Origin of the sequence: Parabacteroides sp. D25, from assembly GCF_000307475.1 — a bacterium.
GTDB lineage: Bacteria > Bacteroidota > Bacteroidia > Bacteroidales > Tannerellaceae > Parabacteroides > Parabacteroides distasonis.
Genome location: NZ_JH976503.1, coordinates 197,362 through 214,604, shown reverse-complemented (window position 1 = coordinate 214,604; position 17,243 = coordinate 197,362). Strand labels below are relative to the sequence as shown.

Here is a 17,243-nt window from a genome sequence, read left to right as displayed (position 1 = left end):
ACATACACATATGAAAAAAGTATATATATCAATTGCCAGCTTATTGTTGTGCGGTAGTATGTTAATGGCTCAAAGCCCAGCTAATCGTACATCGAAGACGATCGTTGCCGATGTACTGGCACAGATGCCGGCGGAGCAGCAAGCTGAATATAACAAATTAATTAATGACCTAAGCTCCACTGGCGAGGAAGGGGTCTTGATGTTGATTAACAAGATTAACGCTCCGGGAAAAGGCAGTAATTCGAACGTGGATTATGCGTTGAGCGGATTGACTCACTACGTGATGGCGAAAGGTGAGGAGAACGCACGTCTAGCAACAGCCAACGCATATTTGAAAGCCTTGGATAAGGTGAGCGACCGGGAGACAAAGGCTTTTATTATCCGACAGCTTCAATTACTGGGAAAAGATGAGTGTGTGGATACGCTGGCTAGCTATTTGAACGATGAGAACCTAAGCGGTCCTGCTGCCCGTGCGTTATCCGCAATCCGTACCGATAACGCTAAGAAGGTTTTGGTGGCTTCTTTGATGCGTCGTTCCGGTACTCCGAAGACGCAAAAGGATATTATCCGTGCGATCGCTGACGTGCAAATCGCTGATGCGGAAAATGTATTGAAAGCGATGCTTGGCTCCAGCGATGAGAATATGCAGAAGGAGGTTCTTTATGCGTTGAGCCGTGTAGGTTCTAAAGCTTCTCTGAGTGATTTAGCCGCCGTTGCCGAGAAAGCCGGTTATAAAATGGAAAAGACCGGGGCGAATGAGGCGTATATCGCTTTGATAAAACGTGTCCTTGAGCAAGGCGATACCAAAGATGCGGAGAAAGCAGCGAATGATTTATTGAAGAAGTCTACGAAAGCAGGTATGACACAGACCCGTGAGGCCGCTCTTCAGATTCTATTGGCTGCTAAGCCGGAAGCTGCTACGAAGAATTTATTATCGGCTTTGAAAGATACGGATAAGGGATACCGTAATGCGGCTTTGAACTTTGCTTCGGGTTTCGCTGATCAAAATGTTTATATTGAGGTCATGAAACACATGTTAAAGGCGAAGCCGGAAGTCAAGGTGGATATCTTGAACTGGATAGGCCGTGAAAGCAAATGCCCGTCTAAACATGACATGATCAAGAATCTGGAACTTCGTTTTGATTTACCCGCGAAGCAAGTTCTCTTGGAGCAATTGAAAGATAAGAATTTCGATGTGCAACAGGCCGCTGTTTGGGCCTTGGTTAAAATCGGTGATAAGAGTGTCATTCCTGTGCTGGCTGATTTGTTGAAGAGCAATGACAAGCAAGTGATTTTATTGGGTCAAGATGCTTTGATGGCATTTAACGGCGATATTGATCAAGCAGTCGCTAAAGTGATCCCGTCCGCTTCCGATGCCGGAAAAATCGCTGGTTTGGAACTGTTGGCGATACGTATGGCCGACGCGAATCTAAATACGGTACTGGATCAGATTAAATCCGGCTCCTCAGAGGTGAAGAAAGCCGCTTATACCGCATTGAAAGATGTAGTATCCGAGAAAGATTTCACTTTATTGTGCGGAATGTTGGAGACTGCGGAGGCTTCAGCTGTCGCTCCGCTTCAAGATGCGATCATTGCCGCCATCTCTAAACAACCGGCGGCAACTCAAGTATCTAACGTGAATCGTCGTATGATACAAGCGGGGGACAGCAAGAGATATCTTTATTATAAGGTCTTATCAGCGACTGGCGAGAAAGAGGCTTTGGCTACGATCGTGGAAGGATTGAATAAAGGAAATGGAGCGGCCAAGGATGCGGCTCTTGACGCTTTGTTGGCTTGGAAGGGTATTGAGGCTGCCGACGAACTATTTAAGGTTTGCCAATCAGCCGCTTCCGATCAAGTATTCGACAGGGCGTTAAAGCGTTATGTGCAGTTGGTATCTAATCCGGCATTTACGAGAGAGAATCGTTTGTTGAGCTTGCGGAAAGTCATGGAGATTGCCCGGACGAGTGAGCAAAAGGCTCTTATTTTACGTCAGATCCAACGGGCGGATACCTTCTTGGCATTGATGTATGCGTCGGAATTCTTGGATTCAAGCGATGCGGCTGTTCGTTCTGCGGCTGTTTATGCGGTTTGGAATATCGCTCGTAACCATCCGGAATATAAGGGTGACAATGTGAAGGCTATCTTGAAACGTGTTTTGACCATGTTTGACGGGGAAGACGCTCGTTATGATATCGATGCCTTGAAGCAACATTTGGATGCGATGCCGGACGAGGTCGGATTTGTCTCTATCTTTAATGGTAAGGATTTAACGGGTTGGAAAGGTTTGGTCGAGAATCCGATCGCCCGTGCGAAAATGAAACCGGCTCAATTGGCGAAAGCGCAGGAGAAGGCAGATGAGAATATGCGTCGTGACTGGAAAGTAGAGAACGGCCTGTTAGTATTTGACGGTACTGGGTACGATAACCTATGTACGGAAAAGCAATATGGTGATTTCGAGATGTATGTGGATTGGATGTTGGATCCGAAAGGCCCTGAGGCTGATGCCGGTATTTATCTGCGTGGTACTCCTCAAGTCCAGATCTGGGATACTTCTCGGGTAAATGTTGGTGCGCAAGTAGGTTCCGGTGGCTTGTACAACAATCAGGTAAACGAGAGCAAGCCTTCGAAAGTGGCCGACAATAAATTGGGTGAATGGAATTCCTTCTATATTAAGATGGTTGGTGACCGTGTGACGGTTGTCTTGAACGGAGAAAAAGTGGTAGATAACGTGATTCTGGAAAACTATTGGGATCGCAAGCTTCCGATTTTCCCGGTAGAGCAAATCGAGATGCAAGCTCATGGCAGCAAGGTCTATTACCGTAATATCTACGTAAAGGAATTGGAAAAACAAGAACCGTTCAAATTATCGCCGGAAGAGGAAAAAGAGGGCTTCAAGGTTTTGTTTGACGGAACGAATATGCATGAGTGGACTGGAAACACGGTTGATTATATCTTGGAAGATGGCTGTATCTCTATGGTCCCAAGCAGTAGTTTCGGTGGTAATCTGTACACCAAGAAGGAATACGGAAACTTTATCTATCGTTTTGACTTCCAGTTAACCCCGGGAGCTAATAACGGTGTCGGTATTCGTACGCCGATGGAAGGAGATGCAGCATATGTAGGTATGGAAGTGCAGGTCTTGGATTGTGAACATCCTATTTACCAAGGAAACATCACTCCGCTGCAACATCACGGTTCCGTATACGGTATCATTCCCGCCCGTGAGGATCATCCGAAAGCGTTCAAGCCGGTTGGAGAATGGAATACGGAAGAGATCATGGCGGATGGCGATCATATCCGTGTGACGGTGAATGGAGTAGTAATCTTGGATGGAAATATTCGGGATGCCGTGAAGAATGGTACGCCTGATGGAAAGGAGCATCCGGGTTTGTTTAACAAAAAAGGTCATATAGGTTTCTTAGGGCATGGTTCCCCTGTCAAATTCCGCAATATTCGTATCAAGGAATTGAAATAATTTATATTAGGCTTTGAATATAGAAAGAGATTGTCTTGAGTTATTCGAGACAATCTCTTTTTTATTATAGAGGATTTATACTATTTAAATTATATCTTTGTGAAATCATAGTGTAATTTTATCGGAAGGGATATTTTTATGGAGGATATACAGACTCAATTGGATCAATGTAAATTGTTATTGGATAGGGCGGAAGTTGGCTTGTGGGAAGCCGATTTTGTTCAAAGAAGTTATATCTGTTCCGATTATTTAATGAGTATATTTGGGAAGAAGGGGAATAATCTCTCTTTTTTTGAATTTTACTATATAATCCGGGAAGACTTTAGGGATCTGATTACTACGGATTTTTTATCGATCCAATCTGTCGATACGAATGAGCAAATATTTCCGATAATAACACCGACTGGGGAAAAATGGGTACGCTCCAGATTATGTGAGCGTAAGTTGAATAACGGAGTGTGCGTAAAAGCGTTGGGCATATTACAGATTTTACCTAATTTCAAACTGAAAGAGGAAAAGATTAGTAAGATGATCGATCATAATGAAATGATCTTCCGAAAGCTGTATGTAAATTTACCTGTGGGAGTCGAGCTTTATGACAGGGACGGTTACTTGATTGATCTGAACGCAAAGGATATGGAGATATTCGGTATCCGGTCAAAGAAGGACGTTTTAGGAGTCAATATTTTTAGCAACCCGATTCTGCCTAAAGATGTGATCAAGAAACTCAAGGAGAATAAATCCGTGAATTTCCGGCTGAATTATTCGTTTAAGAAGGTCGATGATTATTATAACACCTCGAAAGTAGGCGAGTTGGATATCGTTACCAAGGCCAGTATTTTATATGACCAAAGAGGTGAACCTTCCAGCTATTTACTTATTAATTTGGATAATACGGAAAAGATGATCGCCTATAACCGTATTTCTGAGTTTGAGAATGTATTTACCTTGGTCAGCGTATACGCTAAAGTCGGTTATGCCCTTTATGACTTATATACCTTTGAGGGCTATGCCATTAAGCAATGGTATGAGAATATGGGAGAGAAGGATGGAACCCCCTTGTCCCAAATTATTGGGATTTATTCTTATATTCATCCGAACGACGCTGGATATATAAACTCATTCTTTGAGGAGGTGAAACAGGGTAAAGCGCATCATTTCCGTAGGGAAGTGCGTGTGAAGTCTGGTGACGGATGGAAATGGATTTGCGCCAATATCACCCGTAACCCTCAAAGCGTAGACCCGAATAAACCGGAGATGATCTGTATTAATTATGATATCACGGAGTTAAAGGACTCTCAATTGAAAAGGGAAAGGGCGGAAGAACTGGATCGTTTGAAGTCTGCCTTCCTAGCGAATATGAGTCATGAGATTCGTACGCCATTAAATGCCATTGTCGGTTTTTCTCAATTATTGGCGGAAACGGATGATCCCGAGGAGAGGCATGAGTTTGTGGAAATCATCGATAGCAATAATCGGATGTTGCTTCAATTGATCAGTGATATTCTAGATTTGGCAAAAATTGAATCTGGTACGATGGATTTCAAGTTCGCCGATATGAGCATAAAAGAGGTGATCAATGAGATCGTGACCTCTTTCCGTATTAAGATGCCCGATAACGTAGCTCTGATTGCTCCCAAAGATTCACCGGAATGCCAAATCTATAGCGATCGTATGCGGCTGACGCAGGTAATTTCCAATTTCCTTAACAATGCGATCAAGTATACGAGCGAAGGTTGTATCATCTTAGCTTACGAGATCATAGGTGATGAGATAAAATTCTCCGTGACTGATACGGGGGATGGCATGAGCCAAGAGATACAAGCCCATATCTTTGATCGTTTCTATAAAGGAAATACGTTTAAACAAGGTACGGGCTTGGGGCTATCTATTTGCGAGACCATCGTAAATAGACTAGGTGGTCGGATCGGTGTAAATTCCGAGTTGGGCAAAGGCAGTACGTTTTGGTTTACACATCTCTATTCCTTCTCGCCGAACGCTAAATCTCCTGCATCGCCTAATCCGGGAACGATATAAGAATGATCGTCGAGGTCATTATCTAATGCGGCGATCCAGATTGTAGTCTTGTCATCCGGCATTTTCTTCTGCAAGTATTCCAAGGCTTGTTTGCTTGAGATGATGGAGGCTACGTGTACATGGCCGGGTACTCCTTTGGTCAACAGGGCCTCATACGCCAATTCCATAGAACTTCCGGTGGCCAACATCGGGTCGGATATGATCAAGGTTTTACCTGTTAAGCGAGGAGAGGCGATATATTCGATATGAATATCAAAATTCAAACGGTCTTTATATTTGCGGTAAGCGGATACGAAAGCGTTCTCCGCATTATCCAGATACCGAAGGAAACCTTGGTGGAATGGAAGCCCGGCACGCAAGATCGTACTAATCACGATTTGATCGTCCGGCGTATTCATCGGGGCTATACCTAGCGGGGACTGGATGTCTTTCGTACTGTAATGAAATTCCTTACTGATCTCGTAAGCCATGATTTCTCCGATACGCTCGACATTGCGACGGAAGCGAAGGCTGTCTTTTTGTATATCTACATCTCTAAGTTCGGCTACGAACTTGTTTAATATGGAATTGGTGTCTCCAAGATTAACGATTCTCATGAGTCTTTTTTGAGCCCAAAAGTAATCATTTCCGGACACTAAAAATCATAAGTATGAAATTTTTCATTCATACTTATAAATGAAAGATTTCATACTTATGATTTTTTATCCCCTTACCGGGGATATTTTTACTACGTTTTCGGTGACTTTATTATTTCAGGTGGGCATTCATCGCCTCAAGGAGGAATTTACCCGGTTTGAATTTTACGGTCGTACGAGCGGGGATCATTACCGGAGTACCTGTTTTAGGATTTCTGGCAAGACGCTGTGTTTGCGGTCTTGGGATCAGTGTTCCAAATCCGACAAGTACGATTTCCTCATTTTCAGACATACGCTCAGTTACGATCTCGATGTAAGCATCCAATACTTTCTTTGCTTCTTGCTTTTGTAACCCGGTCTTGTCTGCTAAAGCCTCTATAAGTTCTGCTTTGTTCATAAATGCAAATTTTTTAAATTGTTAAACACTACAAATGTACACTTTGAAGCTGGTTTTATAGTTACGTTTTGCAAAGATACATTTGCATTTGAGTTTCTTATTAAACAAGGCCTACAGATGTTTGTTACATTTTTAAGAACAAAAAATGTTAATAATGTGTCTGTTTGCGAATTTCGAAACATTTATTGAATCTTGATATACCCGATTCGTGTGTACTTGATAGTACGGGATTCTATATGTTTTAAGACTTTAGCGGAAGTCAAAGTCAATTTTTCCCCTACTTGGAAAGCATGAGCGCCCGGTGGCAACGTTTGCGTGGTAAGACTACGATCTTTCGCTTTTATCCTCAATAAGAAGTAATTTCCGGCGATGTCCACGGCCGTGAGCAATTGATCTACATAGAAATATTCGGTACCACGGATAATCTGTGTCTTGTAAGAATCGTCTTCAATGCGGACTTTTGTGATTGTTAACTTTAAATCGCTCAATTTTTCTCCCGGTGTTCCTACAAAGCGGCTTACAGGCATTTTATATTTTTTACGGGTCTGTAGGTCGAGATAGATTTTACTGTAGGTCACCGCTAACTCTTTAAAACGCATCTCGCTTTTTACGTGAGGTTCATATTTATCGGCTATCCAAACGACGTATCGGGGATCGATCGTATAGATGTCATGCAAATGGTATCCTCTGTATTTACCGAAAGAAATAATATCGTCTCCATTATCGGGAGAGTCTTTGATATCTGTCGTTATAAATAAAGGTAGAAAGGAGTTGCTTACCATCTTAATCGCCTTATTCACCGAGCTGATGGCATTCAAGTCGAGATTCGCCAAATAGACCGTCGGATGATAAGTGGCCGAAGGCGTAAAGAACCAAAGCGTATAATATAAGGTCTTTGAGGTAGGCAAAAGAATGTAGTACCGCCCTTTGTCTGACGTTTTTCCTCGATTGAACGTGTTTAACTTGTCGAGGATCATCTTCTGTATTTCACCGGATATGCCGGACGTGTTCTCATCCATACGATCAACTCTATATACAAATCTACTGAAAAAATCCGGAACTACATAATTTGCGGATGAGTTATTTATGACTACTTTTGCCCTAAAAATAAAATAGACGATGAGAATAGAGCAGAATTATTCGTTGGAGAAACACAATACGTTCCATCTCCCAGTAAAGACACGTTGGTTCATGGAGTATGAGACGGAGGAGGAGTTGCAACGAATCTTACATGATGAATACTTTCAGGAATGTTTATCCTTGCATATAGGAGGCGGGAGCAATCTATTGTTCATCAACGATTATAATGGCATTATCATCCATTCCCGAATCAAGGGGATTTCTATCTCGGCGGAAACGGACGAGTATGTATCGCTTCGTGTCGGGGCTGCGGAGATCTGGGATGATGTCGTGGCATACGCCGTATCGAAAGGTTGGGGAGGTATAGAGAATCTTTCTTTAATACCCGGTGAGGCGGGCGCTGCCGCTATCCAGAACATCGGGGCTTATGGCATGGAGATCAAGGATGTGATCGAGAGCGTGGAGGCTTATAACCAGTTGACATTCGAGAAACGGACTTTTACGAATTCGGATTGTGAATATGGATATCGTAATAGTTATTTCAAGAATGAACATCATGACCCCCACATCATAACTTATATCACGCTTCGACTATCCAAGAACCCTGGTTTTTCAGTTAATTATGGGAACTTAAAGGAGGAGTTGACGAAATATCCGGAAGTTACTTTGGAAACGATCCGTGAGGCTGTCATAACAATTCGCAGGCAGAAGCTTCCCGATCCTGAAGTATTAGGCAACGCAGGCAGTTTCTTTATGAACCCGATAATTACGGCAGAGCATTTTGAGAAATTGAAAAAGCAATTCCCGGAAATCCCGTCTTATCCCGCTTCGGAAGGAAAGATCAAGGTTCCGGCCGGTTGGTTGATCGAGCAATGTGGGTTTAAGGGTAAAAACCATGGGTCGGTAGGTGTTTACGAGAAACAAGCGTTGGTATTAGTGAATTTAGGAGATGCCCGGGGGGATGAGATCGCGTTGGTCGCGGAGAGCATTCGTACCGCCGTAAAAGATCGTTTCGGTATAGAGCTTATGCCTGAGGTTAAATATGTCGGATAATGAAAATCGTTTTTTTAGGAACAGGAACGTCTACGGGCAATCCTGAGATAGGTTGCCAATGTGAGGTATGTACTAGTAAAGACCCCCGTGATTGGCGTCTACGGGCCTCGATCTTGGTAGAGACGGAAGGGAAACGGATATTGATCGATTGTGGTCCGGACTTCCGTTGGCAAATGATAACCAATAAGATTTACCATTTTGACGCCGTTTTAGTAACCCATGAGCACTACGATCATGTAGGTGGCTTAGATGACCTACGTCCTTTTGGTCGGTATAAAGATGTGGATATTTATGCGGAAGACAATGTCGTGGAGGCGATAAAAACTCGCATTCCTTATGTGTTCCGGGAGCATAAATATCCGGGAGTGCCTAATTTGGTATTGCATACGATCGGGACGAAACCGTTTGAGGCCGCCGGTGTCATGATCACTCCCATTCGTGTAATGCACGCTAAGCTGCCGATCTTAGGTTTCCGTATCGGCAATATGGCTTACTTGACCGACCTTAAATATCTTCCGGAAGAGGAGTACGCTAAGTTGGAAAACCTTGATGTATTGGTTATTGATGCTCTTCGGAAAGGAGAGCATCAATCGCATGAGAGTCTGGAGGAAGCCTTAGCGAATATATCCCGTATCCAGCCCAAGGAGGCCTATTTAATCCATATGAGTCATCGCATAGGGTTGCATGCGGTCGTTGAAAAAGAGTTGCCTCCGCATGTACATTACTCATATGATGGATTAACGGTGACTTTTTAAGCCATATATTAAAAAGATTCTTTATCTTTGCCAGCTGAAAATCTAGAGAATAGCTGCTTTTTTTAAGTTAGTCGCTTATAGCAGGGGTGGTATATAATAAAAAACAATAATAGACTGTATGAATTTATCGTTTAAGAACGTACTATGCGTATGTTGCTTATTGCTGTCGGGATCTGTGTATGCGCAGGTTCCGCAAGACTTGATTGACAAGGCGAAAGCCGCTGGAATGTCGGATACGCAGATACAGCAGGAATTAGCCAAGCGTATGAAACAAGAAGGGGGATCTGTCGGATCTCAAGCTACCGCTACCGATGCGAAGGTTAGCGACCGGGTAATGCCGGTAATCGATGAAGGACAATCCTTAGAAGCCCAACGTAGAAATAATCTTCCTGCTTCAGCCATGGAGAATACCGTATTCGGGCATGAAATCTTCTCAAACAAGAACTTATCTTTTGCCCCAGATTTAAACATCCCTACACCTAAGGATTATGTGCTTTCCGCTGGTGATGAGTTATTGATTAATGTATGGGGAGATTCCGAGCTAAACTTGAAATTAAAGATCTCTCCGGACGGTACGATCCTTGTACCAAATTTAGGTCCGGTGTCGGTCAGTGGATTGACGATCGCTGGCGCTGAGACTCGTCTGCGTCAGGAGTTGAGCCAGATTATGTCTACGCTGTCTGGTTCGGGAGAGGGGAATACCTTTGTTTCCGTCAGTTTGAGCCAGATTCGTAGCATGAAGGTGAATATTGTCGGCGAGGTAGTCGCTCCCGGTACGTATACATTACCTTCATTCGCCACATTATTTAATGCGTTGTATGCCGCCGGTGGTGTGAATAAGATTGGTTCTTTGCGTAGCATCAAGGTATATCGTAATAGCAAGGAAATCGCTAATCTCGACGTATATGATTATTTATTGAACGGAAAGTACACAACGAATGTCCGTTTGGAAGAGAACGATATGATTATGGTAGGCCCGTACGACCAGTTAGCGGTGGTTCGAGGTAAGGTGAAACGTAATCGTATTTTCGAGTTGCGCAAGGGCGAGACCTTGAAGCAATTGCTGGATATGGCCGGCGGATTTACCGGCGACGCTTATACGAAGGACGTACAAGTGAAGCGTAAATCAGATAGTCGTTACCAGATCTCTACGGTTTCGGAGGATAAGTTCGCTTCTTTCGTGATGCAGGATGGCGATTCTTTGCAGGTAGATTCCGTTATTCCTTTTTATGAGAATCGTTTGGTCGTGACGGGAGCTGTATGGCGTCCGGGAGAATATGAGTTAAGTCCGTCGGTTCGTACGGTAAAGCAATTGGTAAAACAGGCCGCGGGTCTTAAAGGAGACGAGTTCGCCGGCCGTGCCTTGATTACCCGTTTGAATCCGGATTTCACGACTACGATGATCGCCGTGGATATTCGTGGTATCTTGAACGGTACCGCTCCAGATGTGGAGTTGCAAGCGGAAGACCAATTAAGCATTCCTTCCCTATTCGATTTGCGCGAACCTTATACGATCAAGGTTGGCGGAGCCGTGAATTATCCGGATACGGTGCTTCCGTATCGTCATAATTTGACAATAGAAGACGCTATCATGATGGCAGGTGGTTTAAGAGAGTCCGCTTCTTCTATTAATGTAGAGGTAGCCCGTCGTGTGAAGGATCCTAGTTCCAATCAGAATGTCAACCGGATCGCCGATGTATATAACTTCTCGTTGAGTGAGGACTTCAAGTTGAATGCGGGAGATACGATCTTCACATTGGAGCCGTTCGATGAGGTTTATGTTCGTTTCTCCCCGGGGTATCATGAGCAACAGGTCGTGAAGGTGAACGGCGAGATCACTTTTGCCGGTAGCTATGTATTGGCTACGAAGAACGCTCGCTTGAGTGATATTATCGCGAAAGCGGGAGGAGTTACCCCAGAGTCTTATGTAAAAGGTGCTAGCTTGAAACGTCAGTTGACAGAAGATGAATTGAAACGCATGGAGACCCTTCTGGCTTTAAGTGAGGCGAATAAGCAAAGCCGGGATTCCATCGGTGTAGCGTTGATGAATGTGAAGGACTATTCCGTAGGTATTGATTTAGAGAAAGCGTTGGCAAATCCGGGTAGTATCGATGACGTTGTGCTTCGTGACGGCGATGAGCTTTATATCCCGCAGATGCAAAGTACGGTGAAGATGAGCGGAGCCGTGACTTATCCGAACAGCGTAACTTACACGAAAGGTATGTCGGTTATGGATTGCTTGTCTCAAGCCGGTGGTTATAATGATATCGCACGTAAGTATCCGATCGTAATATATATGAATGGTAAGGTCGCTACGACGAAGCGTACCGCTATCTTTTTCAAGCGTTATCCGAAAGTGGAGCCGGGCTGTGAGATCGTAGTTCCGACGAAAACGCAACGTGAGCGCCGAAGCTTGGCTGAGATCATGAGTATCAGTAGCTCCGCTACCTCTATGGCTGCGATGATTACCTCTATTGTTAACATGATTAAAAACTAATCAGGCATGGATACGATAAACGAGATAAAAAGACAAGAGTTACCTGAGGAGCAGGAGATCGATTTAATCGAACTGGCGCAAAAACTGTGGAAAGAGCGTAAGTTCTTATTGAAAGGCTGTGGTATTGCGGTGGTAGTAGGTTTGATTGTAGCTTTCAGTATTCCCAAGGAATATACAACTACGGTGAAATTGGCACCAGAGACACAGGATGCGGCAAAAAAATCTAGTCTTGGCGGTTTGGCTGCTATGGCTGGGATTAATCTGAATGCCGCTGCCGGTGCGGACGCGATCTCTCCGGATTTGTATCCGGATGTGGTGCAGAGTACCCCGTTTCTGTTGGAATTGTTTCCGGTAGAGGTTACCGATAAGGAAAAGGAGTTAAGCACTACATTGTATGATTATATGAGTGAACATCAACGTAAGGCTTGGTGGGGATATATTGTCTCCGCTCCATTCAAGGCGTTGGGTGCGGTAATGAGTTTAATCTCCGGTGACGAGGAAGAGTCTGAGGGCTTGAATCCTTACCATTTGACAAAGGATCAAGAAGAGGTGGTGAAGGCCTTGCAGGAGCGGGTTTCTGTTTCCGTGGACAAGAAGACCTTGGTTATCACGGCTTCCGTACAGATGCAGGACCCGGTTATTTCCGCTCAGATGACAAAGGTCGTTTTGGAAAACCTCCAGAATTATATTACGAATTATCGTACGCAGAAAGTAAAGCAAGATTTGGAATTTACCCAGAAGGTATTTGGCGAGTCACGTGACGCTTATTATAAAGCGCAACGTGCGTACGCTGCTTTCGAGGATGCCAACCGTAATATTATCTCTTCCAGCTACCGTACGGAGCAGGAACGTTTGAAGAATGAGATGACCCTTACGTTTAATGTTTACAATACGTTGGCGCAGAAGTTGGAGCAAGATAAATTGCGTGTACAGGAAGAAACTCCGGTGTATACCGTAATCGAGCCGGCTACCGTACCTTTGAAAGCATCTTCTCCTAAGAAGGCACTTATCTTGGTCGGTTTTGTCTTCCTCGCTTTATTCGGATGTATCGGATATTTATTCGTAAAAGATATGTTTGTGGCAGCTTTCAAGAAAGAAGAGACTGGAGCTTAATTCCCGCAAACCGTAAAATATGCCACGGCCTCGTCATGACTGACTTGTGTCGTGGTTTTTATTTGCGGGAATAGCCGATTGATCCGGGTGGTTATCGTATCGCATAAATTGGGGTAAAAGTTCTCCAAGGCTTTCTCATAGGGTTGCTCGTTGAAGCAGCAAAGGCTTCCTTCATTATAGAATAAATCCATTGCCAACCATTGATTTTTCATTCTCCACTCCGTCGAGTCATTCATTTGTACCCGTAAATGTAAAGGGGCGCTTTTGATGAAGAGATTCATTGCGCCACGCTTGCCTTTTTTACGAATCAGATCTGTTAGTTCCGGAATGACATGTGCGGGGTATGTCTGTTGCCTTTCCACCGTCTCTACCAATAATCTTCGGTTGTAGGACGCTACGAATATACCCTCGTGGTAGTAACAACCTAGAAAATGCTTATCAACATCAGGATAATATCTAACAGGAACGGAGGTTTCCTCTCGTTGCTGGGCCGGAAAAGTGAAAGAGACGTCCAGTTGCTTGAAAATACGCTCTGCCGTATGACTATCCATAGGGGCGTACAAGACATCCCCTTGTGGATAATAAGCGATTAGGAAAGACGATAATTCCAGATTTTGCCGTATTAAAGAAAGGAAAATAGCGGGGGTATGATCTGAGAACGCCTTGCGTATATTCTCCATGGGTAGTATCATCTTCTCGAATACAGGAGGACGATTGATGGCAAAAATTGCCGTGGGGCTTGGAACGACCAAACTATAGGGATCTACCGTAGCGACAAATTGCTCGTCGTTCATATGCTTGTAAAAGTACCTCACGCATACGATCGTACCCAGAAACAAGACAAAAAATGCCGTTATGTCTTTCTTGCTGATCCTCATGTTTGCTTTAGGAAGTGTTTACACCAAGGCTTTAATCCGCATTCCTCACATTTCGGTTTCCGGGCGAGGCAAACATATCTTCCATGCAATATCAACCAGTGATGGGCGATGGGGATCAATTCTTCCGGAATGTTCTTCACCAACTCCTTTTCCGTTTCCAAAGGTGTCTTGCTATTATTGGTCAAGCCGATCCGGTTGGAGACACGGAATACGTGCGTATCCACCGCCATGGCCGGCTTGTCATATACTACGGATGCGATTACGTTCGCTGTTTTTCTTCCTACGCCCGGCAGTTTTTGTAGCTCATCAATATCGGAGGGAACCACGCCTTTGAAATCCTCTATCAGCATTTTCGCCATACCTACCAGATGTTTAGCCTTATTGTTCGGGTAAGATACGCTTCGTATGTATTCAAAGACAACTTCCGGTGTGCTAGCCGCCATTACCTCAGGAGTCGGGAAAGCCTCGAACAGGGCAGGTGTGATCATATTCACTCGCTTATCCGTGCATTGTGCGGATAGGATTACCGCTATCAATAGTTGATAGGGGTCGTCATAATGTAGTTCAGTCTCGGCTACCGGTACGTTTTCCTTAAACCAGTTTAATACGCCTTTATACCTTTCTTCTTTTCGCATTGCTTTTTCGGTTTCTGTTTTTCGCATCCTAAAGGTATAACTTTTAATAGGAATATACAAGCGGAGATGTGCCAAAAATAAGATACACCCGAATTGTACGAATAAATAAAAAAGTACCGATCTCCTTCTTCCATCTAAGAGAGAAAGAAATCGGTACTTTTTTATTTATTATTCCCTAACGATCTGGTGGATATGTATAGATTCTTTTCCTATTGTGGTGATTTCTAAAGAAGAGAAATCCTCGAACATGGTTTTATTTAATTTGATGTAGCCTACGTTTCCTTGATAGACGATGTTTTTCTCGCCATCTTGGGAGAGGCCGGTGATGGATACCAGATTCTCGTTACTTCCGGAGAGGAAGAAAGATACGGCGTTGATATCATCACATTTTATATGAATCATTTCTCCCGGGTTCAAGTTCTTATACGTATCTAGGTTCATATCGTACATCATAAGAGCCTCATTGATTTGCGGGTCTTGTTTGGTTGTCGCCGTGAATCCTAGTACGTATAGCTCCATTTGCTGATCCGAGTTATTTCGCATACGGATATAACGGGCTTTCGGGTCGATGGTGCGGATCGTATCTTTAGCGTTTTCCGTGGAGACATGAGGGATTAGGCTCCAGCTCTTTCCGTCGGCGGACCACTCGAATACCCGTCCGGGTTGGTTGCTTTTCGGAAGATTGAAACAGAAGGATTCCGCTTCTTTCTGGATTTCCCAGCCGATACCCAGATATTGGTTAGGTTGTACCTTGACTACCTCGAATAGGGGAACGTAACCGACCGTATTGTCACCCTCGGCACAAGGCTGGCTCTTTAATTGGTCGATATTCGTGAATATGGAAGGGATGCTAACCTTCACCTCGTCCGGGGCGATACCGTCCGTAGATAGCAGGTTACGACCTGTCTGGCGGTATAAGTCTACGATGAAAGGGTGTAAGACTTTCGATCCGACTTTCACGCCTTTAGGCTGCGCCTTCTGGTTCAGCGTGCGGTTTATCAGTTTCATGCTATCTAGCAAAGCGGATGTTTCCAGATAGCGTTGCCACGTATAAGACCGGTCTTTCTCATACCAAGCGTGCGCCATATGCAGAGCGCTTGTTCCGGCTTTTCCTAAGAACTCGAATTGGATAAGCCATGGATTGATTTGCTCGATCAAGCGTTTATTGGGACTTTGGCTATAGATCATACTCGGGGAAGCCGTGATTTGAGCGAATAAGGTTCCCAGAAGATTCGCGCTTTGCTCCGGGAACGTGTTTTTCTTATATCCGGCGAGGAATGTCTGGATAGGAGCCACATAGTTAGCGGACTCTTCCCGGCGGTATTGATGTCCGTTCGGACCCGGATCGCAGTTATGCTCGCAGAAAATGCGGAAAGCCATGGAGGCCTCCGGCATGATGAAGTCGCAAGCGTCTTTCCATGCCTGTGTAGGATCGTAATTCTCGATATTCCAAGTGTACATTCCAACGCCGAATATAGCGACCTTGGAAGCCTCGGCGTATTCCATAGGATTGGATACGAATCCGGTCATGGTGCCGGCGGCTTGCGTATCTAGGCCGTAGGCGGGTCCCATCAACAAATGATCTTGGCAATAATCGCTTACGGGGAAGTTCCACCAGATATAGGCGGGACGACGGATACGGTTGTTTACCCACTCGACGCCTTCTTTCGTGATATCGGCTACGACACGGTCTCCGGTCCACATGATTTGGATAGCGGGGTCGAGTTGGGTACCGAGGATATCCAGATAATCGGTCTTAGCCCATGAGCGGTTGTATTCGGTAGGGCACATGATCAGGGGCTGCACGTCATTTTTCTTGGTAATAAACTCCTTATGGATGTAATTCAATAAGCCGGCTTGCTTTTCCGGGCGGGCTCCCTCTCCGGATATATCATCGAAGAAAACGGCGAAAGAGCGTACGCCCAAATCGTACATTTTCTCGAATTTGGAAAGGATGTTCATGCTATCTGTCAGGTTCCATTGAATATCTTGTCCCGGGTGGATGGCCCAAACGAAGTTTACTTTGTTATGGGTGGCCTCTTCCGCTAGTTCCTTGATATGCTCGGCTTCCTCGGCGGGATAAGGTTTGCGCCAGTTGGGGGAGCTGTGATAAGGATCATCTTTCGGACCATAGATATAGGTGTTCAGCTTGATCCTTCCGTAAAAGCGGATTTGCTCGATACGGTCGGCGTGGCTCCAAGGCTGTCCGTAGAATCCTTCCACGGTACCCCGGAATAATACGTCCGGATAGTCCTTGATCGAGCAGAGAGGCAGGATCTTCTTACCCTCGTCATATTTAGCTAATTGCTTGAGGGTTTGGGCGGCGTAAAACAAGGAATTATCGTCTACGATCCCGATCATGATACCTTTTTTAGTGATCGTCAGCGTATAGGCACCTGAGCGTTGCATTTCCGGAGTTTTGTCTTTTAGCTTCTTGATCTCTAAAGGGAGAGATTTGCCGGATTTAGCAAAAGGTAGCGCTTCTTTAAGTAGTTTGACCGCATCTGCGTCCGGATTATTTATACCCCGTAGGGTATATCCATGGGACGGTGCGTATGTTTGGCTGGAAATAGTCACCTCTTGGGGCTCGGGGAAGATTCCTAGGGATAGCTTTTGGCTATGCGTTAGGTTACAAACGCCTAGAAGGAGCATGGTGGCGAGTAAATACTTTAGAGTCTTCATATA

At 44.6% G+C, this 17,243-nt stretch carries 12 protein-coding genes; 6 read left to right on the top strand and 6 right to left on the bottom strand.

All coding sequences use genetic code 11. The features are described 5' to 3' along the window. Positions 1–10 precede the first annotated feature (10 nt). Entirely contained in the window at positions 11–3,478 is a 3,468-nt protein-coding gene (locus HMPREF0999_RS11500; protein WP_009275971.1) for a DUF1080 domain-containing protein, read from the top strand. 138 nt (positions 3,479–3,616) lie between these two features. Next, positions 3,617–5,515 (top strand): PAS domain-containing sensor histidine kinase, encoded by a 1,899-nt coding sequence (locus HMPREF0999_RS11495; protein WP_009275970.1) that lies wholly within the window; start codon positions 3,617–3,619, stop codon positions 5,513–5,515. On the opposite strand, the gene upp is transcribed toward HMPREF0999_RS11495, so the two are convergent. The 3 genes from upp to HMPREF0999_RS11480 all read right to left on the bottom strand — a co-directional run bounded on the left by upp (position 5,458) and on the right by HMPREF0999_RS11480 (position 7,566). Continuing rightward, positions 5,458–6,111 (bottom strand): uracil phosphoribosyltransferase, encoded by a 654-nt coding sequence (gene upp / locus HMPREF0999_RS11490; RefSeq protein ID WP_008780579.1) that lies wholly within the window; start codon positions 6,109–6,111, stop codon positions 5,458–5,460. The genes HMPREF0999_RS11495 and upp overlap by 58 nt on opposite strands. A gap of 151 nt (positions 6,112–6,262) precedes the next feature. Beyond that, positions 6,263–6,547: an HU family DNA-binding protein gene (locus HMPREF0999_RS11485; protein ID WP_005856836.1), complete on the bottom strand. Its 285-nt coding sequence runs from the start codon at positions 6,545–6,547 to the stop codon at positions 6,263–6,265. 182 nt (positions 6,548–6,729) lie between these two features. Beyond that, entirely contained in the window at positions 6,730–7,566 is an 837-nt protein-coding gene (locus HMPREF0999_RS11480) for a hypothetical protein (RefSeq protein WP_005856838.1), read from the bottom strand. Positions 7,567–7,666: 100 nt separating this feature from the next. Here HMPREF0999_RS11480 and murB point away from each other — a divergent pair, with 100 nt between their 5' ends. From murB to HMPREF0999_RS11460, 4 genes are all read left to right on the top strand, one after another. Further along, entirely contained in the window at positions 7,667–8,680 is a 1,014-nt protein-coding gene (gene murB / locus HMPREF0999_RS11475) for a UDP-N-acetylmuramate dehydrogenase (protein ID WP_008780580.1), read from the top strand. Beyond that, on the top strand, positions 8,680–9,435 hold the full coding sequence (locus tag HMPREF0999_RS11470) for an MBL fold metallo-hydrolase (RefSeq protein ID WP_005856841.1): 756 nt from the start codon (positions 8,680–8,682) through the stop codon (positions 9,433–9,435). The genes murB and HMPREF0999_RS11470 overlap by 1 nt, the downstream gene beginning before the upstream one ends. Before the next feature lie 118 nt (positions 9,436–9,553). Beyond that, positions 9,554–11,932 carry an SLBB domain-containing protein gene (locus HMPREF0999_RS11465; RefSeq protein WP_005856843.1) on the top strand — a complete coding sequence of 793 codons (2,379 nt, stop codon included), beginning with the start codon at positions 9,554–9,556 and terminating at the stop codon, positions 11,930–11,932. Positions 11,933–11,938: 6 nt separating this feature from the next. Beyond that, positions 11,939–13,045, top strand: a complete 1,107-nt coding sequence (locus HMPREF0999_RS11460) for a Wzz/FepE/Etk N-terminal domain-containing protein (RefSeq protein WP_005856846.1) — start codon at positions 11,939–11,941, stop codon at positions 13,043–13,045. Here HMPREF0999_RS11460 and HMPREF0999_RS22695 read toward each other — a convergent pair. The 3 genes from HMPREF0999_RS22695 to HMPREF0999_RS11445 form a co-directional block, all read right to left on the bottom strand. Further along, on the bottom strand, positions 13,042–13,923 hold the full coding sequence (locus HMPREF0999_RS22695) for a hypothetical protein (RefSeq protein ID WP_005856848.1): 882 nt from the start codon (positions 13,921–13,923) through the stop codon (positions 13,042–13,044). The genes HMPREF0999_RS11460 and HMPREF0999_RS22695 overlap by 4 nt on opposite strands. Beyond that, positions 13,920–14,558 carry an endonuclease III gene (gene nth, locus HMPREF0999_RS11450; protein ID WP_008772131.1) on the bottom strand — a complete coding sequence of 213 codons (639 nt, stop codon included), beginning with the start codon at positions 14,556–14,558 and terminating at the stop codon, positions 13,920–13,922. The genes HMPREF0999_RS22695 and nth overlap by 4 nt, the downstream gene beginning before the upstream one ends. Positions 14,559–14,726: 168 nt before the next feature. After that, a complete protein-coding gene (locus tag HMPREF0999_RS11445) occupies positions 14,727–17,240 on the bottom strand; it encodes a beta-N-acetylglucosaminidase domain-containing protein (RefSeq protein WP_005856852.1) in 2,514 nt (837 codons plus the stop codon). Between the last annotated feature and the right edge of the window lie 3 nt (positions 17,241–17,243).